Source organism: Pseudomonas sp. NY5710 (genome assembly GCF_013305665.1).
In the GTDB taxonomy this organism is placed as follows: domain Bacteria; phylum Pseudomonadota; class Gammaproteobacteria; order Pseudomonadales; family Pseudomonadaceae; genus Aquipseudomonas; species Aquipseudomonas juntendi.
The window spans coordinates 2,431,378-2,453,389 of sequence record NZ_CP045554.1 but is presented as its reverse complement, the minus strand read 5'-3'; the positions used below and the strand labels follow the sequence as shown (position 1 = coordinate 2,453,389).

Below are 22,012 nucleotides of genomic sequence, written 5' to 3'. Positions count from 1 at the left end.
CCGAACATGACCGACAAGCAAACCGCACCGCAACAGGCCGGCGACCTGGTCGAAGTGGAAAACTTCGCACCGCAGCCATCGCTGCTCGACAGCATCATCTCGCAAAGCCGCGTGGCCCGCTCCGACACCGAGCGCAACCGCACCCGCGACCTGATCGGCGAACTGGTGAACCAGGTGCTCGAGGGCGAGATGACCCCGAGCAAGGACCTGATCGCCGTGCTCGACGCACGCATCGCCGAAATCGATTCGATGCTCTCCGAGCAGATGAACGAGATCATGCACGCCCGTGAATTCCAGCAGCTGGAGGCCTCCTGGCGCGGTCTGAAGTACCAGGTCGACCAGACCGAGACCAGCACCACGCTGAAGATCCACCTGCTCAACGCCTCGAAGAAAGACCTGGTGCGCGACCTCAAGGCCGCCAGCGAATTCGACCAGAGCGCGCTGTTCAAGAAGGTCTACGAAGAAGAGTACGGCACCTTCGGTGGCGCCCCGTTCGGCATGCTGATCGGCGACTACGAGTTCAAGCGCAGCCCCGAAGACATGTACCTGCTCGAAGAAATCTCGCACGTCGCCGCTGCGGCCCACGCGCCGTTCATTTCGGCGGCGTCGCCCGAGCTGTTCGGCTGGGACTCGTTCACCGAGATGTCCGGCCCGCGTGACCTGGCGAAGATCTTCGACACCGTCGAATACGCCAAGTGGAAGTCGTTCCGCGCTTCGGAAGATTCGCGCTACGTCGGCCTCACCCTGCCCCACGTGCTCGGCCGCCTGCCATACGGCCCGGATACCACGCCAGTGGAGGAATTCAACTTCGTCGAGAGCGTTGACGGCCGCGACCACAACAAGTACCTGTGGATGAACGCCGCCTACGCCCTGGGCACCCGCGTCACCGATGCCTTCTCCCGCTACGGCTGGTGCGTGGCGATCCGCGGCGTTGAAGGCGGCGGCCTGGTCGAAGGCCTGCCGACCCACACCTTCAAGACCGACGACGGCGAAATCGCCCTCAAGTGCCCGACCGAAATCGCCATCACCGACCGCCGCGAAAAAGAGCTGTCGGACCTCGGCTTCATCCCGCTGGTGCATTGCAAGGGCACCGACTACGCGGCGTTCTTCGGCACCCAGTCGGCGCAGAAGCAGAAGCAGTACAACACCGACATTGCCAACGCCAACGCACGCCTGTCGGCACAGCTGCAGTACATCTTCGCCACGTCGCGCATCGCCCATTACATGAAGGCGATCATGCGCGACAAAATCGGCAGCTTCGCCTCGCGCATGGACGTGGAGCGCTTCCTCAACCAGTGGCTGGCCAGCTACGTGCTGCTCGACGATACCGCCAGCCAGGAAGCCAAGGCCAAGTTCCCGCTGCGCGAAGCCCGCGCCGAGGTTTTCGAAGTGCCCGGCAAGCCAGGTGTGTACAAAGCCGTGACCTACCTGCGCCCGCACTACCAGCTGGACGAACTGACCGCTTCGCTGCGCCTGGTGGCCGAGTTGCCGCAGGGCGCCCGCGGCTGATCAGCCGCTGTGTACAGGGATGACACATGAGTAACCAAGCCCGGCTGCTGCCCTCGCTGCTCGACCGCCTGCTGGACGACCGCCCTCACCAGTCGGCCGAGCCGGCCGCGCAGCGTACCTGCTCTCTGGCCGAATACAAGGCCAGCATCGTGCGCGACCTTGAAGTGCTGGTTAACACGCGCCAGTCGCTGGTCGCCGAAGAGCTGGAGGGCTTCAGTCAGCTTGAGGGCTCCATCCTTGAATACGGCATGCCTGACTTCATCAGCCGCAGCGTACTCGACCCGCACGATCGCCGCCTGATCCAGCAGCAGCTGGAGCGGGCGATCAGCACCGGCGACCGGCGTTTTCGCCGGGTGCGGGTTCAGCTGTTGGCCCAGCAGAACGGCCACCGCATGTTGACCTTCCGGGTAGACGCTGTATTGCGTCTGCAGGATATCAGCCGCCAGGTGTCATTCGACGCCGTGCTGCAGGTCAACACCCAGGAATACAAAGTACAGAACCTCAACTGATGCTCGACGAACTGCTGCCCTACTACGAAAAGGAACTGTCGCACCTGCGCTTCCTCGGCCAGGAGTTTGCCGCGCAGTACCCGAAAATTGCTTCGCGGCTACTGATCGAGGGCGACAACTGCGAAGACCCGCATACCGAGCGCCTGATCGAGGCGTTTTCGTTCCTTTCCGCGCGGGTGCATAAAAAACTCGATGACGAGTTTCCGGAAATCGTCGAGTCCTTCCTTGAGGTGCTGTACCCGCACTACCTGCGCCCAACTCCGTCGATGTCGATCGCCGAGCTGAGCCTGGGCAAGCACGAGAAGGTGACCGAAGCCTACCGCGTGGCGCGCCATACCGAGATGCATGCCAACGCCGTTGAGGGCGTGGTGTGTAAATTCCGCACTTGCTACCCGGTTGAGTTATGGCCGATTGCGGTGCAGAAGGCCACGTTCGCCGAAATGGAGCGCTCCGCTTTCAACGGCCACAGCGCCGACCTGGTCGCCCGCCTGAGCATCGACCTGGCCGCCACCGGCGACGCCCTGTTCGGGCAAATGCAAATCGACCGCCTCCGCTTCTTCCTCGACGGTGAAGCAACGCTGATGCTGCATTTGTACGAGCTGCTGTTCAACAACCTCGCCAAGGCGACCCTGAGCTTCCACGACCAAGGCCGCAGGCGCGAAATCGTGCTGCCAGCAGGTGCCCTGAGCGCTGTAGGTTATGGGCGTGACGAAGGCCTGGTGGACTATTCCGAACGCTCGTTCCTGGGCTACCGGCTGTTGCACGAGTATTTCACCTTCCCAGACAAGTTCATGTTCTTCGACCTCGGCGGGTTCGCCCGCCCTCTGAATGGTCAGGCCGTGGAACAGGTACAGGTCAATTTCTATTTCAGCGACTACGACCTGGGCGACCGCCTGGCGCGGCTGAGCCAGAACATCGGGCGCAACAACTTCAAGCTCAACTGCACGCCAATCATCAACTTGTTCCGGCAACAGGCCGAGCCGATCAAGCTTACCCATACGCGGCACGAATACCCGGTCACCCCCGACACCCGCCTGCACAATGCCGCAGAAGTGGTGTCGATCGATCGGGTACGGCGCGTGCGCAAACTGGGTGGCATCGACCAGGTCGCCACCTGCCAGGCATTCTTCGAGCCGCGTGGCGAGCAAGACCCGCACACCAGCTTCTGGATCGCCCGCCGGCGCAACCAAGGCGATGCCACAGCGATGAGCATCCGCGTGGTCGACCGCGACCTGGAGCTGATAGACGCCAGCAGCGATACCCTCAGCATCAGCCTTACCTGCAGCAACCGCGATGTGCCGCTGATGCTGCCTTTCGGTGGTGAACGCGGTGATTTCAACATCCCGGCCAACTCGGTGATCAAGGACATCCGCTGCCTGCGCAAGCCCACCGCCACCATGCGTGTGCCACTGGGCAAAGGCCTTATCTGGCGGCTTATTGCGCACCTGTCGCTCAACCACCTGTCGCTGGTAAGCCAGGGCCGCGAAGTACTGCTCGAGTTGCTGTCGCTCTACAACTACCGCAACGTCTCGGCCATTCGTAAACAAATCAACGGCATCAAGGCTATCGCCAGCGAACCGGTGGTTGCGCGTATCGGCCACCCGCGGCCGAACTTCGTGCGCGGTGTGGGTATCACCCTGACGCTGGACGAAAGCCAGTTCACCGGCAGCGGTGTGTTCCTGTTCGGCATGGTGCTGGACCATTTCTTCGGCCAGTACTGTTCGATGAACAGCTTCACCCAACTGACGCTGCGTACCCAACAACGAGAAAAGAGAGTCGTCCAATGGCCAGCACGCACTGGCGATCAGCCCCTGGTCTGATCGATCAGGCCCGAGCCGAGCCGCACCGATTCGAATTTTTTCAATTGGTGCGCCTGCTTCGCCTGCACTACAGCCGCACCGGGCGCATGGACCTGGCAACGCGCCCGCACGAAGACCCGCTGCGTTTTCGCACCCAGCTGTCCCTGGCGTTCCCGGCGAGCGAAGTCAGCGACTTGCATTTCGAACGCGAGGGCAAGGTTTCGCCTGCCGGCCGGCCGTTGTCGGAGGTCCAGGTGACCTTCATGGGCCTGGTAGGGCCGTCTGGTGTGCTGCCACGCCCGTACACCGAGCTGCTGCTGGAGCGGCACGTACAGTATCGCGACGATGCTGCGCATGCGTTCCTCGACATGTTTTCGCACCGCATGACCACGCTGTTCTACGAAGCCTGGCAAAAGTACAAGTTTCATATCGAACACGAGCGCAACGGCACATCGCGCTTCGACGGCTACCTGCTCAACATGGTGGGGTTCGGGCCCATGGCCCAGCGGCTCAAGTTCGAGCAGCAGCCCACGGCGCTGCGCCGCGAGCTGTTCAGCTACTTTGCCGGCCTGCTCAGCCAGAAGCCGCGCAACGCCCTGAACCTGGAGCGCATGCTCGGCTTCTACTTCGCGCTGCCGATCAAAGTCCGCCAGTTCGCCGGGCGCTGGCTGCGCCTGCAGCCGGAACAATGTACTCAGCTGGGGCGGCGCAATGCTCAGCTGGGCCACAGTGCCGTGGCCGGTAACCGGGTCTGGGACTACCAGTCGTGCATCCGCATCGAGCTCGGCCCGCTTGGCCTGGCCGATTACCAACGGTTCCAGCCCGGCACCGCGTGCTACCGCAAGCTGGTCGAGCTGGTGCGCTTCTACCTGGGTGCCGAGCTGGATTTCGAAATTGCCCCGCGGCTCAAGCCCGAGGCTGTACCACCCGCCCAGCTCGGTCGCACAGGCAACCTTGCCCTGGGCTGGCTGGGCTGGCTCAAACGCCCTGGCCGTGACGCGGAGCCATCGCGTTGCGCCGTCTTCCACATTCCTTACGATGGGGTCGCCTTGTGAACCTGAAGTCTTTGTTCGCCAAGCTCAACGAAACCAGCCGCACGGCGACAGAAAGCGCTGCAGCCCTGTGCCTCTCGGAGCAACACTACGACGTGGAAGTCGAGCACCTGCTGTTGCAGCTGCTCGATGCCGGCGACACTGACCTGGCGCCAATCCTGCGCCACTACGATGTGGTCGCCGAGCGCCTGCAGGCGCAACTGGTAACGGCCCTGGGCACATTCAAGAAAGGCAACACCCGCACCCCGGCGCTGTCGCCACATATCACCCGCATGATCGAACAGGCCTGGCTGCTGGCATCGATCGAGTACGGCGTCGCGCAAGTACGCAGTGCCCATCTGCTGCAAGCCCTGCTGGACGATGCCGAACTGCATCGCGTAGTGGTCGCCTCGGCCCCTGAGCTGGAGAAGATCAACCCAGACGACCTTCGCCTGAACCTTGCCGCTCTGGTCGAGGGCAGCGCCGAATCGCGCCACGCCAGCGCCTTGGCTGGCCCAGCGGCACCGGCCCCTGCCACGGGCAAGGCTGGCGGCAAGACCCCGGCGCTGGACCAATACACGGTCAACCTTACCCAAAGTGCCCGCGAAGGCCGCATCGACCCCGTGCTTGGGCGCGAATTCGAGGTGCGGCAGATGGTCGACATTCTCACGCGCCGCCGGCAGAACAACCCGATCCTCACCGGTGAGGCCGGGGTTGGCAAAACAGCCGTAGTCGAAGGGCTGGCCCTGCGCATTGCCCAAGGCGACGTGCCGGCCGTGCTCAAGGATGTGGCACTGCATACCCTCGACCTGGGGTTGCTGCAGGCGGGCGCCGGGGTCAAAGGGGAGTTCGAGAACCGCCTCAAGGCAGTGATCGAAGAGGTCAAGCGCAGCCTGCACCCGATCATCCTGTTCATCGATGAAGCCCACACCCTGATCGGCTCCGGTGGCCAGGCGGGGCAAAATGACGCCGCCAACCTGCTCAAGCCTGCGCTGGCACGTGGCGAGCTGCGCACCATCGCCGCCACCACCTGGGCCGAGTACAAGAAGTACTTCGAAAAGGACGCAGCCCTCGCCCGCCGCTTCCAGGTGGTCAAGGTGGAAGAGCCGGATGAAGACAAAGCCATCCACATGCTGCGCGGCCTGCTAGGCAAAATGCGCGAACACCACAAGGTGGCGGTCATGGACGAAGCGCTGGTGCAGGCAGTGCGCCTGTCCAACCGCTACATCACCGGCCGCCAGCTGCCAGACAAAGCTGTCAGCGTGCTCGACACCGCCTGCGCGCGCATCGCCCTGGCGCAAACCTCGCAGCCTGGCGCACTGGAAGACTGCCGTCGGCAGATCGACAACCTGCAAGCCGAAATCAGCGTGCTGGGCGACGAAGCCGGCAAAGGCCACGATCATGCCCGCCGCCTCGGCGAACTGCAGGCTGCCTTGCAAGCCGCGCAGTTGCAGGAACAGCAACTGAACACCCAGTGGCAACAGGAACTGGCACTGGTCGAACAGCTCAAGGCCCTGAGCGCCGCCAGTGAAGCCGACCCCGCGCAGCTCAATGCCCTGCGCAGCGAACTGGCCCGGGTGCAAGGCGACCAGCCACTGGTGCATGCCTTGGTCGACAGCGGCGCCATCGCCCAGGTCATCAGCGGCTGGACCGGTATCCCGCTGGGCAAGATGCTGCGCGACGAGATCGATACCGTTCAGCGCTTGCCTGAACTGCTGAGCCAGCGCGTATTGGGCCAGGACCATGCCCTGCATGAAATCGGCAAACGCATCAAGATTTCCCGTGCGCGCATGGAAGACCCGAACAAACCGATCGGCGTATTCCTGCTGCTTGGCCCCAGCGGCGTCGGCAAGACCGAAACCGCCCTGGCCCTTGCCGACACCCTGTATGGCGGTGAACGCAACCTGATCACCATCAACATGTCCGAGTACCAGGAAGCGCATACGGTATCCAGCCTCAAAGGCTCACCACCGGGCTATGTCGGCTACGGCGAAGGCGGCGTGCTGACAGAGGCGGTGCGCCGCAAACCGTACAGCGTGGTACTGCTGGACGAGGTGGAAAAGGCTCACCCCGATGTACTTGAACTGTTCTTCCAGGTGTTCGACAAAGGGGTGCTGGACGACGGTGAAGGCCGCGAGATCAATTTCCGCAACACGGTGATCATCCTTACCTCCAACACCGGCACCGAGCACATTATGCACACCTGCCTGAATGCCGAGCAGCAGCCCACCCCCGCAGCCATCATCGAAGGCCTGCGCGGTGAGCTGAACCAGGTATTCAAGCCAGCTTTCCTTGGCCGCCTGAGCATCGTGCCGTTCTACCCGGTGCAGGACCAGGTGTTGGAGCGCATCGTCGCGCTCAAGCTCGAGCGCATCGCCAAGCGCTTCGCGCGCAACCACCAGGCCGAACTGAGCTACGAACCGGCGTTGGTGAAGGCCATCGCCGCACGCTGCACCGAAGTCGATAGCGGTGCGCGCAACATCGACAACATTCTGTCCCAGACCCTGATGCCAGAGCTCGCACAGCGCGTGCTAGAGCGCATGGCCCAGGGCACGCCCATCGAGCGCCTGGTCATCGAGCTGGGCAGCGATGGCGATTTCGCCTATCGCCTGGCCTGACCCGCACCCGGAGGTTTTTGCCGTCATGTACCACAAGCACACTGCCCTCAAACGCTTGACTGCCGTTGCCCTGCTGTTGGCAATGGCCGGCTGCGGGGTTACCGACCGCATCGGCAAGCGCATGGAAGACAGCTGGGCGGCCGACATGCTGGCCGACAGCGAAAAAGTCATTCTGACTTCTGATGGCGGCAACCAGCTCAACCCGGATGCCGACGGCAAACCGCTGTCGGTGGTGATGCGCGTGTACCAGCTGACCGACCTCGAGCGCTTCGCCGCCAGCGATGCCGAAACCCTATGGGCTACCCCGCAGAAAGCCCTGGGCAACACCCTGGTGGAGGCACGCGAGATCACCCTGCTACCGGGCATTGGCCAGATCGACCAATGGCCGCTGGCCAAGAGCGCCCGGTATGTCGGCGTGGCAGCGTTTTTCCGCGACGAGCAGGATGCCCGCTGGAAAGTCGCCTTCGACGCCGACTCGCTGCGCAAGGACGGGATCTGGTTCTCATCGGACGGCCTGCGCGTGCTGGTAGACAAGACCGAGATCCATGCCATGCGCGGTGTGGACGTATTGAACAAGCCGCCGACCGCCGAGCAGCAGGCCGCCGCCGAGCGCGCCAGGCAAGCCGCGCCTGGCTTCACCGACAAGGTGCAGGACGCCGCGCTCGACAAGGCCAGTGATATGGCTGGCAAATCAGCACAGAACGCCGTCGACAATTCCTTCAACTCTTTCGTGGATAGCGTCAAATGAGCAAGCAGAGCCGGGTGATGTGGTCGGAAGGCATGTTCCTGCTGCCCCAGCACTTTCAGTATCAGGACGAGTTTCACCAACATCAGTTGGCCGAAGCGACCCTGCGCAGCACCCCCTTCCATTGGGGTGTACAGGCGCTGCAAGTGGACGAGGACGCCCTGAGCAACGGTTCGCTGCAACTCAAGCGCCTTAAGCTGGTATTCCCCGATGGCAGCCTGTACGACGCGCCGCAGCACGACCCACTGCCGGCCGCGCGTGACCTCAAAGACCTGCTCAAGGCCAACGACCTCAAGGTGTACGCTGCCCTGAAGCTGCCTGAGCCGTTCGGCCTCAACTACGTCGAAGACGGCCAGGAACACAAGGCAGCGCGGCGCTATCGCAAACAGTTCGACACCCTGCCCGACCTCAACGAAGGCGAACTGGAGAACGAGATCACCAGCCTGCGCCTGAACGTCGTGCTGCTGGTCGACGGCGATAGCCTCGATGGCTATAGCTACTGCCCACTGGCCAAGCTGACCCGCAACAGCATGGGCGGTTTCAATCTGGACCCGCATTTCGTCCACCCTACCCTGCACCTGGGTTGCCACGAAACCCTGGCCGGCATTGGCAAGCGCCTGCTCGGCGCCTTGCAGGCCAAAAGCAAGGCACTGTCTGGCCGGCGCCGCGAACGCGCCGACCAGATCGCCGAATTCGGCTCTAGCGACGTCACCTTGTTCTGGCTGCTGAACACCGTCAACCGGGCGCACCCGCAACTGGCCCACCTGCTGGCCCACCCACGCCTGCACCCAGAGCGCCTGTACCTGTTCCTTGCCGACCTTGCCGGTGGCCTGCTGACCTTCACCCTCGACACTCAACTGGCCGACATCCCCGAGTACGACCACCACGACCCCGCCGCATCGCTGGTCAAGCTGGACGAGATGATCAGGGTGATGCTGGACAACGTCGTGCCCAACCAGTGCATCGTCATCAACCTCACCCAGACCAAACCGTCGTATTGGCAAGGGCAGTTGCACGACCCGCGCCTGGTCGAGGCCGACTTCTACGTGTCGGTCCATGCCGACATGCCCGGTGCCAGCTTGCTGGAACTGGTGCCGCGGGCCTTCAAGATCGGCTCGCCCGAAGACATCGAGGTGGTGGTCAACAGTGCCATGCCCGGCGTTACCCTCAACCACGCCGCGCGGCTCCCCAACGCGATCCCGGTGCGCCTGGACAACCAGTACTTCGCCATCGAGCCGCATGGCCAGGTGTATGAGCGAATGATGAACGCCCAGACCATCTGCTTCTACGCGCCCAGCGCCTTTACCAACCTCAAGCTTGAACTGATGGCGGTGCTCAAATGACCGAAGCCGTACTGCAACAGGGCGCTACCATGCCCACCCCTGCCAAACCGTCGCTCAAGGACCTGGTGCAAGACTTCATCAGCATGGCGCTGATCGTGCGCCGTGGCCGCCAGGTCACTTCGGTGCAGGCCTTCGAGGGCAGCGTCGAACGCTTCTTCGCCAACCTGGAACGTGACGCCCGTGCCGCCAACTACAGCGCCGAACAGGTGAAGGACACCCAGTACGCGCTGTGCGCCTTCCTGGATGAAAGCGTGTTGCGCGCTGGCGACAACGCGTTGCGCCAGCACTTCGAGCTGCAACCCTTGCAGTTCCGCTATTTCGGCGTGCACCTGGCGGGTGAAGGCTTTTTCGAAAAGGTCGAGGCTCTGCGGGGCGATGTCAAACAGAACCTCGATGTGCTCGAGGTTTATCACCTGTGCCTGGCGCTTGGCTTCGAGGGCAAGTTCAGCCTTGGCCAGAAAGACCAGCTGCGTTACCTGGCCAACACCCTCGGCCAGGACATCGCCCGCTACCGCAAGGCACCCAAGGCCTTGTCACCGGACTGGGCACTGCCGGACCAGGTGTCGCAGATGCTGCGCCACGAAGTGCCGCTGTGGGTGTACCTGGCGCTGATCGCGCTGGTTTGCGTCGCCGTGTACCTGACCCTTGACTGGTTGCTGGACAAGGACGTCGCCGCCCTCTCCGAACAAATCCGCCAGCTGTTCAATGCCTGAGTGCACCTCAGGTAGCCGAGTCAGGAAGACATGAAAACATTACTGCGCCTCTTGAAAAGTTTCTGGGTTCTGCTGCTACTGCTGTGGCTGGGGAGCCTGTTGGTCTGTTGGCTGGTGTCGCCGCTGCTGCCGTGGCTGCAGCAGCACCTGCCCGAAGCCCTGGCCATCATCAGCGCCTGCTTCCTGCTGGCCGTCGTGCTGCGCCAATACCAGCGTATTCGTGCCGAGCACAACCTGGAGAACCTGCTGCAGATCGAAGTCGACCGCTCGTGGAATGCCACCGGCGAGTTCCGTGACCAGCAGGTACTGCGCGAGCGCCTCAAGCATGCCATCAGCATGCTGCGCACCGACCGCTCCGCCGGCGGCGGTGGCAAGTCGGCGCTGTCCGACCTGCCCTGGTACCTGGTGGTCGGCATGTCGGCGGCAGGCAAGACTTCGCTGCTGACCCACTCCGGCCTGTCAGCCAGTATCGCCACCGCCAACGACAGCGAAAGTGGCACCCAGCACTGCGACTGGTATTTCAGCCCCGACGCGGTGATGATCGACACCGCCGGCCGTTACCTGCGGGACGACCAGTCGGCAAGCGAGTTTTCGGCGTTCCTGCGCATGCTGCGCAAGCAGCGCGGCAAGGCAGCCATCAACGGCCTGGTGCTGGTGGTCAGCCTGCCCGAACTGCTGGCCGCCAACAGCGAAGAGCGTGATGCCCTGGCAGCGCAGCTGGTAGCCCGGGTGGAAGAATACGCCCAGTGCCTCGACACCAACCCACCGCTCTACCTGATGCTCAGCAAGACCGACCAGTTGCCGGGCTTCAGCCAGGCTTTTGATGGCCTGGATCTGCACCAACGCCAGCAACCGCTGGGCATGACCTTCGCGTTGTCGGAAATCCGCAACCAAGGCCTGCAGGCCGTGCTGCAAGCGCGCCTGGGCAACCTGCACAGCCACATTCGCCAGCACGTCGACGCACAAGTGATCGCCTTGGGCGCTGCAGCCGACAGCACGCTGCTGAACTTCCCGCAATACTTCGCCGCGCTGGGCGGTGTGCTCGAGCAGTTCCTCGGGCACTTCACCCACGGCCAGCGCAGCGGCGCACCATTGATGCTGCGAGGCCTGTACTTCACCAGCGCCCTGCAGACCGGGCAACAACTGGGGCACGTGTACGAAGACGCCATCGCCGACGAATTCGCCTTGCAGGCGGCCGAGGATGGCCAGGCCGAACAGGCTGGCACGGCAGCGGGCAACCGCAGCTACTTCATTACCGACACCTTCCGCCGGGTCATTTTCCCCGACCGTGACCTGAGCCTGTATCACTCGCGCCAAGGCCGCCAGGCGGGGCTCAGCCCGCTGCTGCTGGGCCTGGCCGTTGCCGCCGGCGTGCTGCTTGTCAGCTGGCAGGCAGTGTCGTTCGTCAACAACCGCCAATGGCTGGACAATCTGCGCCTGCAGCTGGCGCAGATAGGCCAGGCCGAAGACAGCCAGCAGCAGTTGGCCGCAGGCAAAGGCCTGCAAGTGCTGCGCGAGCAGATGGCCACTGTCGAGTCGCATCGCACACAAGGCGTGCCGCTGCGCCTCAGCGCCGGCCTGTACCACGGTGAGGCGGTTGACCAGGTGACCCGCAGCGCGTATTTGGCGCAATTGCGCAGCCAGGCCCTGGAACCGATCGCCCGTAGCCTGCAAGTGCAAATGCGCGCGTTCAATACCTTCGCCGCGGGTATCAACCAATCACTGGAGTTCACCCCGGCCCCGCCGAAAAAGCGCAACGCCAAGCCATTGGCCCCAGCGGTTGCAGCCAAAGCGCAGGCCGCGCTGGCCAACACCCGCGCAGGCGCCCATGCGGCCAAGGTCAACCTGGCCACAGCCAGCGATGCCGCCGAGCTGTCCGCGACCACCGGTGGCCTGTCGTTGTCCGAAGAGATGCTGGGGCGCCTCGACGAGCAGCAAGTCGCCTCGATCATCGATGCCTACAACACGCTCAAACTGTACCTGCTGCTGACGGCACCCGACGCCCATCCAGACCCGGCCTTCATTGCCGCAAGCCTGCCACAGGCCTGGGCCGCGGCGGCCGGCGAAGGCACCCCCGCCAGCGCCGACGTGATCGGCGCAAACACTCCGCTGTACGTGCAGTTGCTGGAACAGGGCCAGGCGCCCTCACTGCCACGCAACGATCAACTGATCAACGAAACCCGGCAGAACCTCAAGTCGTTCATGATTTCCAGTTCGCTGGTCGATCGCGAATACCTGCGCCTGCAACTCGAATCCAGCCGCCAATTCCCGGCACTGAGCCTCAACGACCTTGTACCTCAACCTGGGCGCGCACTGCTGTACGGGTCGGCCGGGGTACCTGCGATCTATACCCGCCAAGGCTGGGATACGTTCGTCAAGCCTGAACTGATCAAGCTGGTATCGAGCAACTTGCGCAACGAGTCCGACTGGGTACTGGACGGCGACGGCGGCGATGCCCTGGTGCAGAAGGCCAACTTCGTGCGCGAATTCATGAGCCGCTACAAGCGCGACTACACCCAAGCCTGGTACAAGATGGTCAGCAGCGTGGGCGTGCGCCATTTCGCCGACCTGGCATCGGCGACCCAGCAGTTGGGGCTTTTGAGCGACGTTCAGCACTCCCCCGTGAAGAACCTGCTGCAGGCTGTCAACGACAATACCCAGTGGGACCTGCCGGTCAAACGCGAAGCACCCTCGGCCGGCACTGGCCGTGATGACGGTTTCTGGAGCAAGGTTACCGGGCTGTTCGACGCCAACGACAGCCTGCCTGCCAACGTAGCCCCGGCCCTGCCGGCGGTGGACGACGGCAGCCTCGCCAAGCGCTTCGAACCGGTTGCCCGGGTATTCGCCCAGAACAACGCCGAAGGCGCCGACAGCACCATCATGGACCGCTACCTGGCGGCGCTGCGCAAGCTCAAGGTCCGCATGAACAACATCCAGCGGTCGCAGGATGTCGGCAAAAGCAGCAAGCAGTTGATCAGCGAAACCCTGGAAGGCCAGCCAAGCGAAGTCACCACGGTACGCAATTACGTGGAAACCAGCGTCGACACCAGCCAGGACAGCCTCTCGCGTTCGCTGCAAGGCTTGTTCAACCTGCCGATCCAGTACGCCTGGGCGACCTTGCGTGACCCGGCCGGCCAGCAGATCGCCAAAGCCTGGGCGCAGCAGATCGCCAAGCCCTGGCAGCAGGTCATGGCACACCGCTACCCGATTGCCGGTGGTAGCCGCAACGAAGCCTCGGTCAAAGACCTGCAACGTTTCGTAGACCCGGACTCGGGGCTGCTGCCAGCCTTCAAACGCAACGAAATCGGCAACCTCGCCGGCGGCGAAGGCCTGGGCGTGGGTGATGGCAAGGCACCAGCGTTGGTCAACCCTGGCATGCTCAACAGCATCGACCGGGCCAGTTCGGTAGGCCAGGTGATCGCCAGCCTGTCAGACCGCGACAACGGCTTTGAAATCATGCTGGAGCCCTCGGCCAACTTCACCGACATCGTGTTCACCCTCGATGGGCAGGAACAGCACTACCGCAACGGCCGCAGCAGCTGGAGCCGCTTCGCCTGGCCAGGTACCAGCAACGCCCCGGGCGCTCGCCTGGATGTGGTCACGCTCAGTGGCGCACGGGTAACGGTGTTCGACTTCCCCGGGCGTTGGGGCCTGCTGCGCATGAACGAAAGCGCCCGCGTCGACGACCTCGACGGCATCCAGCAGCGCTTCAGCTGGAACACCGCCAATGGCCGTGTGAGCCTGGTGGTGCGCAACTTCGGTGGGGTAAAACTGACCGACCTGAGCCAGGTCAAGGCCCTAAGCGCACTCAACGACAGGAGTGCCCCATGATCGGCTGCTTCGGCAAACTGCCATCGAGCGCAGACTTCGTCAGCCTGCATGGCGCGGCGGAGGAAGTCTGCGAATTCGACAGTTGGCTGCAGACCTCGCTGGCGGCTATGCGCCACCGCGAAGACTGGCAGGCACTGTTCGATGGGTTGCCGATGTGCTTCTTCACGTACCGCGCACGCAATGGCAACTGGCTGCTGGGCGGGCTGTTGAGCTCGCGTGACGCCAGTAACCGGCGCTATCCGTTCTTCATCTACCAACTGCTCAAGGGCAAGGAAGGCATGGCCCTGAGCAACCCATTCACCTTGGGCGAGCTGTTCTGCGCGCAGATAAAACCTTTGCTGCACCAGGCCGTGCAAGGCGCCGACGGCACCCGCCTGTTCGAACAGGTCAAGGCCTTGCGCCCCCTGCAAGCCCAGGACCTGGACCTGTTCCGCCGGGTGCACGCCAAGTTCCTGCGTGACTTCAGTTTCACCGATATCGCGCGTGCACTGCACGGCTCCTGGCCAGGTTTCGACAGCGCCGCCGCTTTGACACGGCTGCGCGCATGCCGGCCGGCGCTGCACAGTGACTTCGAGGGTGGCATTGAGTTGCCCCTCCCCGCTGAGCGCGGCTTGAAAAACCCTACAGCCGATCTGTGGCTGACTTGGCTGTGCCACATGAACGGGCAGCCAGATACGCCAGCCGTGAGCCTGCTGGCAGACGATTTCATGCACCCGCGCCTGTTCTGCTTCCCGTCACGCCACGCCAGCAGTGCCTATCGCCTGCTCTGCGGCTGTGCCGAGGCCCAGCAGCATCTGGCGCTACTGGGCCCTGCGGCATCGGCCCGCGGCCAACACGACTTCGATCTACCCCTTGAACGCGTTATCGAGCAATTCGTCGATGCGCTGGATGCGACGCCCGTATGAACAAGATCAAGTACTACTGCCTGCGTTACCAACCCTATCTGCTGGGGGTGGCGTTTTTCCTGGTGATCTTCCTGGTATGGGCGATCGGCAGCGCGTTGGGCTTTGCTTCGCTGCACAGCCTGTTGGCTGGCATCGGGGTTTTCCTGCTGCTGTCGGCGGGCTACGTCCTGCTGCTGTACCGTGGCGCCGGCCAGCATCACAACCTCGAAGGCTTGCTGCGCGACGACGCCGACCAGGCTGTACTCAATGCCACGCCGGCCGACCGCGAGGAGGTCAGCCTGTTGCGCGAGCGCCTGCTGCAGGGCATCGAGCGCCTGCACAAGAACACGCCACGCGGCACCTCTGCCAAAGACGCCCTGTACGCGCTGCCTTGGTACCTGGTGATCGGCCAGCCCGCCGCTGGCAAGAGCACCATGATCCTGCAGTCCGGCCTCAACTTCCCTTACGCCGAGCGCGAAGGTGCACGCGTCGCAGGGTTGGGTGGCACGCGCAACTGTGACTGGTTTTTCAGCTCTGAAGCGGTACTGCTGGACACTGCCGGGCGCTACATGAACAGCCCGGAAGAGGCCGGCAAATGGCGAGGGTTCCTGCAGTTGCTGCGCCAGCACCGGCAACGCCGCCCGCTCAACGGCTTGATCGTCAGTGTCAGCATCGCCGACGTTGTACACGGCACGGCCGAAGACCAGCAGCGGGTGGCCAAGCGTTTGCGCGAACGCATCCAGGAAAGCTGCGCCTTGCTGGAAGTGCGCCTGCCGATCTACCTGGTATTCACCAAGTGCGACCTGATACCCGGCTTCACCCCCTTCTATCGCCAGCTGGATGAGGCCGCGCGCGGCGAAGTGATGGGCAAGACCTTCGCGCACAAAGGCTACGAACAGGCGGACTGGGGCCAGCGTTTTGGCCAGGCCATGGACGACCTGACCCGCTACTGGCAGCAGGTTGCCAGCCAGCAACTGGTGCAGCAGGACATTCAGGTAACGCGGCAAAACGACGCCGCTTACCGCTTCCCGCTGGAGCTGGCCGCAATCAAGCCACGGCTGCAGGCGTTCGTCGACAGCCTGCTGCGGGCCAACCCCTACCAGAATGCCGAAATGCTGCGTGGCTTCTACTTCACTGCCGCCTTGCAGGCCGATGAAGCGCTGTGGGGCAGCCATGGCCAGCATGTTGCCGAGCGTTTTGCCCTGGAACACGGCGAGGGGGCGGTCAGCGCAGGCAGCCAGCCTGCGCCGCTGTTCATCAACAGCCTGTTCCGCAAGGTCATCATCCCCGACCAGCACCTGGTGGCGCTGTACACCAGCAACCACCGCGAGCGCCGGCGCAAGGCCGCCTGGGTGGCCTGTGCCAGCCTCGCCGGGTTGGTGCTGTGCAGCCTGTGGGGCTGGTCGTACCTGAACAACCGTGCGGTGCTGGGCAGCATCGCGGGCGAGCTGGCCGAGGCCAAGCGCCAGGACCAGGCTGCCGATGGCCAGTACGCCGCCTGGCGCAGCCTGGACCGCCTGCGCTTCTGGGCCGCTCATTACTACCGGCAGCACCGTGAGCAGGGTGTACCGTTCAGCCTGCGTCTGGGCCTGTACCAGGGCCATCAGGTTGAGCCGCTGCTGCGCGACCGTTACTTCACCACTCTGCAGCAGGTGATGCTCAAGCCCACCGCAGACAACCTCACCCGCACGCTCTACCTGCTGACCACGCTCAAGGTCTACCAACGCAATACCCGCGAATTGCAACCGGTGAGCGGCGTGGACAGTGTCGAGGCCGAAGCCCTGCCACATGACAACCGCGCCCAGTCGATCGCCGATTTCGGCAAGGCGACACTGGACACCTACGTGATGCTTTCGCCCGCTCAGCGGGAGAAGGCCGACCCAGCGTTTCTCAAGGCGCACCTGCCCGACTACTGGTACCCGGCCATCGCCCGGCACACCGGCCACAGCCTGTCCGAGGCCAACCAGGGCAAGGGCGACCAGGACTACCTGTACGCCAGCCGGCAGATCACATTCTATGCCGACCAGATCCGCGAAACGGACGTGCCGCGCATTCTCGACAACGCCTTCCTGATTTCTAGCTCGCGCAACTACATCGACAGCCTGCGTGCCCAGTCGCTACGCGCGATCGAGACCATCACGCTGGAATCGGACACCTTGTTCGCCTTTGGCCGGGCGGATTTCCAGAGCCTGAAAAGCGAGGGCCAGAACCAACTCAGTGCCATCGCCAGCAAACTGCTGAACACGCCCAATATCGGCAAGATCGTCATCTCCGGCCACGCCGACCAGCTCGGTGACAGCCAGAGCAACCTGCAGGTATCGAAACAACGGGCGCAAACCATTCGGACTTATCTGGTCGGCAAGGGCGTCCCGGCCGAACTGGTGGTGGCCCAGGGCGAAGGCAGCCGTAAACCGTTGGTCAACTGTGACATGCAACAGGCACGGGCCCAGTTAATCAAGTGCCTGGAGCCCAACCGCCGGGTAGAAATCGAAGTGCGCGGGCTCAACTGAGCGCGCGCCGCACCAACCGGCCACCCGGGCTCACAGGAGGAGCACCGGGTGGCGGCACGCTACCTCTGCCGCCCTGTCGGCGAGGTGAAAAACCAAGGGTCGCATGAGCAACCCTTTACCAGTTGTTAATGGAGAGTTTCACAATGGCATTTGACGCGTATATCCAAATCGACGGCATCCCAGGCGAAGTACTGGACGAAAAGCACAAGGACTGGATCGAAGTGCTGGGCTACGAGTACGGCGCCACCCAGGCGACCTCGGCGACTGCCAGCTCCTCGGGCGGTGCGTCGTCCGAGCGTGTTGCCCTGAGCGACTTCAAGATCCGCAAATCGGTCGACAAGGCATCGGCCAAACTGTTCGAGCACTGCTGCACCGGCAAACACATTGCCAAGCTGAAGCTCAACGTCAACCGCGCCGGTGGTGACAAGGTCACCTACCTGACCATCGACATGGAAGAAGTCGTGGTGTCGTCGGTCAAGTTCGTTGCCGGTGGCAACCAGGCCGGTGAAGACAAGGCGGTCAGCGACCTGCCGATCGAAGAAATCACCTTCAACTTCGCCCGCATCAAAACCACCTACACCCAGCAGAACCGTACCGACGGCCAAGCCGGCGGCAACATCGTAGGTGGCTGGGACCGCACCGCGAACAAAGTCTTCGCCTGATCACCTGCATGCCCAGGGCCGCTTCAGCGGCCCATCCCTCACAGCGTGCCAGCCCAGCCTGGCACGCTGTTCACTAGCCAGAACCTGAGTGCTTTATGCCTGACATTCTCAATGACCTCTCGCTGGCCGCACTGGTCGCCCCCATCGAAGGTGGCAGTGGCGAAGACTTGAGCTTCTCTGCGTTGTTCGACCAGATCAAGGAGGCGCGCCGGGCCGACCCCGACTACCTGACCCAGGGCGACTGGCAAACCGATTTGAAAACCGCCGACTGGGAGCAGGTGATCAACTTGTCTGCCCAGGGCCTCGCCCAACACAGCAAGGACCTGATGCTGGCAGCCTGGCTCAGCGAAGGCCTGGCCCAGCGCGAGCACTTCGAAGGCATCACCTTTGGCCTGGAACTGACCGAACAGTTGCTACAGGCGTTCTGGGAAAACTTGTACCCAACCCTCGAAGAGGGCCTTGACGAGCGGGCGGCCCGGCTGTCCTGGCTCAAGAGCACACTCACCGACATCGCCGGTGGTTTGCCCATCACCCAAGGGCAGAATTTTGGCGTATTGCGTTACGACGAATCACGCCTTGTGGAAAACCTGGCCCTGCGCGACCCCAAGGCCATGCAGACCGCATTGAACGAAGGCAAGATCAACGCCGAGATATTCCAGCGCTCGGTGGCGCTGTCCGACACCGATTACCTGCGCAACAAGGCGCTGCAGATCAACGACAGCCTGCAAGCCTGCAAACGCCTGCAGGCCACTGCGGAGCAACTGTTCGGCCACGAGGCACCGAGCTTTGCCAGCCTCGCCGACATGCTGACCCGGGCCAGCCAGCTGGCTGAAAAACTGCTGAAAGACCGTGGTGTCGAGCTGCAGCCGCCAGCCCCCGTGGTCGCCGAACCCGAAACCAGCGTCGCCCCCGTCGAACAGGCAGGTGAAGCCATGAACACTCCCGCCCAGCCCACTGCACCTGCGCCCATGCGTACCACCCCGCTGACCCGGGACGAAGCCTTCAGCATGCTGGCGGGCATCGCCCAGTTTTTCAAACAGACGGAACCGCAAAGCCCGGTGCCGTATCTGATAGAACGTGCCATCAAGTGGGGCAACATGCCGCTGGAAGGCTGGCTGAGCGATGTGATCAAAGACAGCAATGTGGTGGACAACATTCGCGACGTACTTGGCACCCGCGAACCGAAACCCTGACCCACGTCAGCGACTATGCTGCTACCGTGAGCTTCCCGTACCGCCAAGGAAAGCGCCATGCCGCCACGTTCCACTCCCCCCACCGGTTTCGTTCGTGTCCGTGGTGCCCGCGAGCACAACCTGAAAAACATCGACGTGGATATTCCGCGCGATGCGCTGGTGGTGTTCACCGGGGTGTCCGGCTCGGGGAAATCCTCACTGGCGTTCTCCACCCTGTACGCCGAAGCCCAGCGCCGCTATTTCGAATCGGTGGCACCCTACGCGCGGCGCCTGATCGACCAGGTGGGTGTGCCGGATGTGGATGCCATCGAAGGCTTGCCCCCGGCAGTCGCCTTGCAACAGCAACGGGGCACGCCAAGCGCTCGCTCTTCGGTGGGCAGCGTGACCACTTTGTCCAGCTCCATCCGCATGCTCTATTCACGCGCCGGGCATTATCCGGCAGGCCAGGCCATGCTGTACGCCGAGGACTTTTCGCCGAACACCCCACAGGGTGCGTGCCCGCAGTGCCACGGCCTGGGCCGCGTCTACGAGGTGAGCGAGGCGACCATGGTGCCCGACCCGTCACTGACCATCCGCGAACGCGCGATTGCGGCCTGGCCAATGGCCTGGCAAGGGCAGAACCTGCGCGACATCCTGGTCACGTTGGGGTATGACGTGGACATACCCTGGCGCGACCTGCCCCAGGCCCAGCGCGACTGGATCCTGTTCACTGAAGAAACGCCCACTGCACCGGTCTACGCCGGCCTGACCCCGGCACAAACCCGCCAAGCCCTCAAGCGCAAGCTGGAGCCCAGCTACCAGGGCACTTTCACGGGTGCCCGGCGCTATGTCATGCATACCTTCATGCATTCGCAAAGTGCACAGATGCGCAAGCGCGTCGCCCAGTACATGCGCCCCAGCGCCTGCCCGCTGTGCCACGGCAAACGCCTGAAGCGTGAAGCGCTGGGCGTGACCTTTGCCGGGCTGGACATCGCCGAGCTGTCGCAGTTGCCGCTGCAAGCGCTGGCCGAGGTGCTGCGCAAGGTCGCGGCAGCGGACTACCTGGAGCCAAAGCAAAGCCAACTGACCCTGGAAAAGCGCCTGGCCGCGCAGCGCATCGCCCATGAACTGCTGGAGCGCATCGACACCCTGCTCGAACTGGGCCTGGGCTACCTGGCCCTGGAGCGCAGCACGCCCACCTTGTCATCGGGCGAACTGCAACGCCTGCGCCTGGCCACCCAGATGAATTCGCAGCTTTTCGGCGTGATCTACGTACTCGACGAACCCTCGGCCGGCCTGCACCCGGCCGACAGTGAAGCGCTGTTCCAGGCGCTGCAACGCCTGAAGCAGGCGGGCAACTCGGTGTATGTGGTGGAGCACGACCTGGACACCATGCGCCGGGCCGACTGGCTGGTGGATGTAGGCCCCGCCGCCGGCGAGCACGGGGGCAGCATCCTGTACAGCGGGCCACCGGCGGGCCTGGCCAAGGTCGAGCAGTCCTGCACGCGCGCCTACCTGTTCGGCGCCCAGGCGCAGGCCCCGCGTACGCCACGTCAGCCCCGTGGCTGGCTGAAGCTGGAAGGCATCAGCCGCAACAACCTCGACAACCTCAGCGCAGCATTTGCGCTGGGCTGCTTCACGGCTGTAACGGGTATTTCCGGTTCGGGCAAGTCGAGCCTGGTCAGCCAGGCCCTGCTGGAGCTGGTGGGCGCGCACCTGGGCCATGCCGGGCAAGGCGACGAGCCTGAAGAGCAGAGCCTGGAAGACGAACCGCAACAGACCAGCAGCGGCCACGTCAGCGCCGGCCTCGAGGCTATCAAGCGCCTGGTGCAGGTAGACCAGAAGCCGATCGGGCGCACGCCGCGCTCCAACCTGGCGACCTACACCGGGTTGTTCGACCATGTGCGCAAGCTGTATGCCGCGACCGAACAAGCCAAGGCGCAAGGCTTCGACGCCGGCCGCTTTTCCTTCAACGTGGCCAAGGGCCGCTGCGCCAATTGCGAGGGCGAGGGTTTCGTCAGCGTCGAGTTGCTGTTCATGCCCAGCGTGTATGCACCCTGCCCGACCTGCCACGGTGCGCGCTACAACCCCGAAACCCTGGCGGTCAGCTGGCAAGGCATGAACATTGCGCAAGTGCTGCAACTGACCGTCGACCAGGCCCTGCAGGTGTTTGCCGAACAGCCGCCGGCCCGGCGGTGCCTGCAGGTGCTGCAAGACATCGGCCTGGGTTACCTGCGCCTGGGCCAGCCGGCCACCGAGCTGTCCGGGGGTGAGGCGCAACGCATCAAGCTGGCGACCGAACTGCAACGCATGGCCCGGGGCGCGACGCTGTACGTGCTGGATGAGCCGACCAATGGCCTGCACCCACAAGACATCGACCGGCTGCTGGTGCAACTGAACCGCTTGGTCGAAGCTGGGCACAGCGTGGTGGTGGTGGAACATGACATGCGGGTGGTGGCCCAGAGTGACTGGGTGATCGATATTGGGCCAGGTGCCGGGGCTGCCGGGGGCAAGGTGGTGGTCAGCGGTACACCGCAAGTGGTGGCCAACTGCAAGGAAAGCCGCACGGCGGCGTTTCTGGCCAAGGCATTGTAAGGGCCCGTACCCGCACGTGTGCCTCCGCCAGCATAGATTTCTGACGCACCCGTCAGCCAGCAGGCCCGGCCCTTCCTCGGATAAACCCGCT

Annotated in this window: 14 protein-coding genes; all 14 read left to right on the top strand. The window is 63.6% G+C overall.

Features of this window, described 5'->3' with window-relative positions:
- The first annotated feature begins 6 nt into the window (after window positions 1–6).
- The 14 genes from tssC (at window position 7) to GEV39_RS11020 (ending at window position 21,921) form a co-directional block, all read left to right on the top strand.
- Window positions 7–1,509: a type VI secretion system contractile sheath large subunit gene (gene tssC, locus GEV39_RS11085; RefSeq protein ID WP_060511716.1), complete on the top strand. Its 1,503-nt coding sequence runs from the start codon at window positions 7–9 to the stop codon at window positions 1,507–1,509.
- 26 nt (window positions 1,510–1,535) lie between these two features.
- Window positions 1,536–2,018 carry a type VI secretion system baseplate subunit TssE gene (gene tssE, locus GEV39_RS11080; RefSeq protein WP_009686742.1) on the top strand — a complete coding sequence of 161 codons (483 nt, stop codon included), beginning with the start codon at window positions 1,536–1,538 and terminating at the stop codon, window positions 2,016–2,018.
- On the top strand, window positions 2,018–3,838 hold the full coding sequence (gene tssF / locus GEV39_RS11075; RefSeq protein WP_009686741.1) for a type VI secretion system baseplate subunit TssF: 1,821 nt from the start codon (window positions 2,018–2,020) through the stop codon (window positions 3,836–3,838). Before tssE ends, tssF begins: the two co-directional genes overlap by 1 nt.
- Window positions 3,802–4,872 (top strand): type VI secretion system baseplate subunit TssG, encoded by a 1,071-nt coding sequence (tssG, locus tag GEV39_RS11070; RefSeq protein ID WP_009686740.1) that lies wholly within the window; start codon window positions 3,802–3,804, stop codon window positions 4,870–4,872. The genes tssF and tssG overlap by 37 nt, the downstream gene beginning before the upstream one ends.
- Entirely contained in the window at window positions 4,869–7,466 is a 2,598-nt protein-coding gene (tssH, locus tag GEV39_RS11065) for a type VI secretion system ATPase TssH (protein ID WP_029887850.1), read from the top strand. The genes tssG and tssH overlap by 4 nt, the downstream gene beginning before the upstream one ends.
- A 25-nt stretch (window positions 7,467–7,491) precedes the next feature.
- Window positions 7,492–8,214, top strand: coding sequence for a type VI secretion system lipoprotein TssJ (gene tssJ / locus GEV39_RS11060; protein ID WP_173888959.1), 723 nt, complete (start codon window positions 7,492–7,494; stop codon window positions 8,212–8,214).
- Entirely contained in the window at window positions 8,211–9,554 is a 1,344-nt protein-coding gene (tssK, locus tag GEV39_RS11055; protein WP_009686737.1) for a type VI secretion system baseplate subunit TssK, read from the top strand. The genes tssJ and tssK overlap by 4 nt, the downstream gene beginning before the upstream one ends.
- Window positions 9,551–10,267, top strand: coding sequence for a type IVB secretion system protein IcmH/DotU (icmH, locus tag GEV39_RS11050; RefSeq protein ID WP_173888957.1), 717 nt, complete (start codon window positions 9,551–9,553; stop codon window positions 10,265–10,267). The genes tssK and icmH overlap by 4 nt, the downstream gene beginning before the upstream one ends.
- A gap of 30 nt (window positions 10,268–10,297) precedes the next feature.
- Window positions 10,298–14,098: a type VI secretion protein IcmF/TssM N-terminal domain-containing protein gene (locus tag GEV39_RS11045; RefSeq protein ID WP_173888955.1), complete on the top strand. Its 3,801-nt coding sequence runs from the start codon at window positions 10,298–10,300 to the stop codon at window positions 14,096–14,098.
- The gene (gene tagF / locus GEV39_RS11040) at window positions 14,095–15,003 is read left to right on the top strand and encodes a type VI secretion system-associated protein TagF (RefSeq protein ID WP_173888953.1); all 909 of its coding nucleotides are present in this window, start codon (window positions 14,095–14,097) and stop codon (window positions 15,001–15,003) included. The genes GEV39_RS11045 and tagF overlap by 4 nt, the downstream gene beginning before the upstream one ends.
- Window positions 15,000–17,492: a type VI secretion system membrane subunit TssM gene (gene tssM, locus GEV39_RS11035; RefSeq protein WP_173888951.1), complete on the top strand. Its 2,493-nt coding sequence runs from the start codon at window positions 15,000–15,002 to the stop codon at window positions 17,490–17,492. Before tagF ends, tssM begins: the two co-directional genes overlap by 4 nt.
- A 143-nt stretch (window positions 17,493–17,635) precedes the next feature.
- Window positions 17,636–18,154 carry an Hcp family type VI secretion system effector gene (locus GEV39_RS11030; protein ID WP_009686731.1) on the top strand — a complete coding sequence of 173 codons (519 nt, stop codon included), beginning with the start codon at window positions 17,636–17,638 and terminating at the stop codon, window positions 18,152–18,154.
- A 95-nt stretch (window positions 18,155–18,249) separates the two neighbouring features.
- Window positions 18,250–19,347: a type VI secretion system protein TssA gene (gene tssA, locus GEV39_RS11025; protein ID WP_173888949.1), complete on the top strand. Its 1,098-nt coding sequence runs from the start codon at window positions 18,250–18,252 to the stop codon at window positions 19,345–19,347.
- Window positions 19,348–19,404: 57 nt separating this feature from the next.
- Window positions 19,405–21,921, top strand: coding sequence for an excinuclease ABC subunit UvrA (locus tag GEV39_RS11020; RefSeq protein ID WP_173888947.1), 2,517 nt, complete (start codon window positions 19,405–19,407; stop codon window positions 21,919–21,921).
- The last annotated feature ends 91 nt before the right edge of the window (window positions 21,922–22,012 follow it).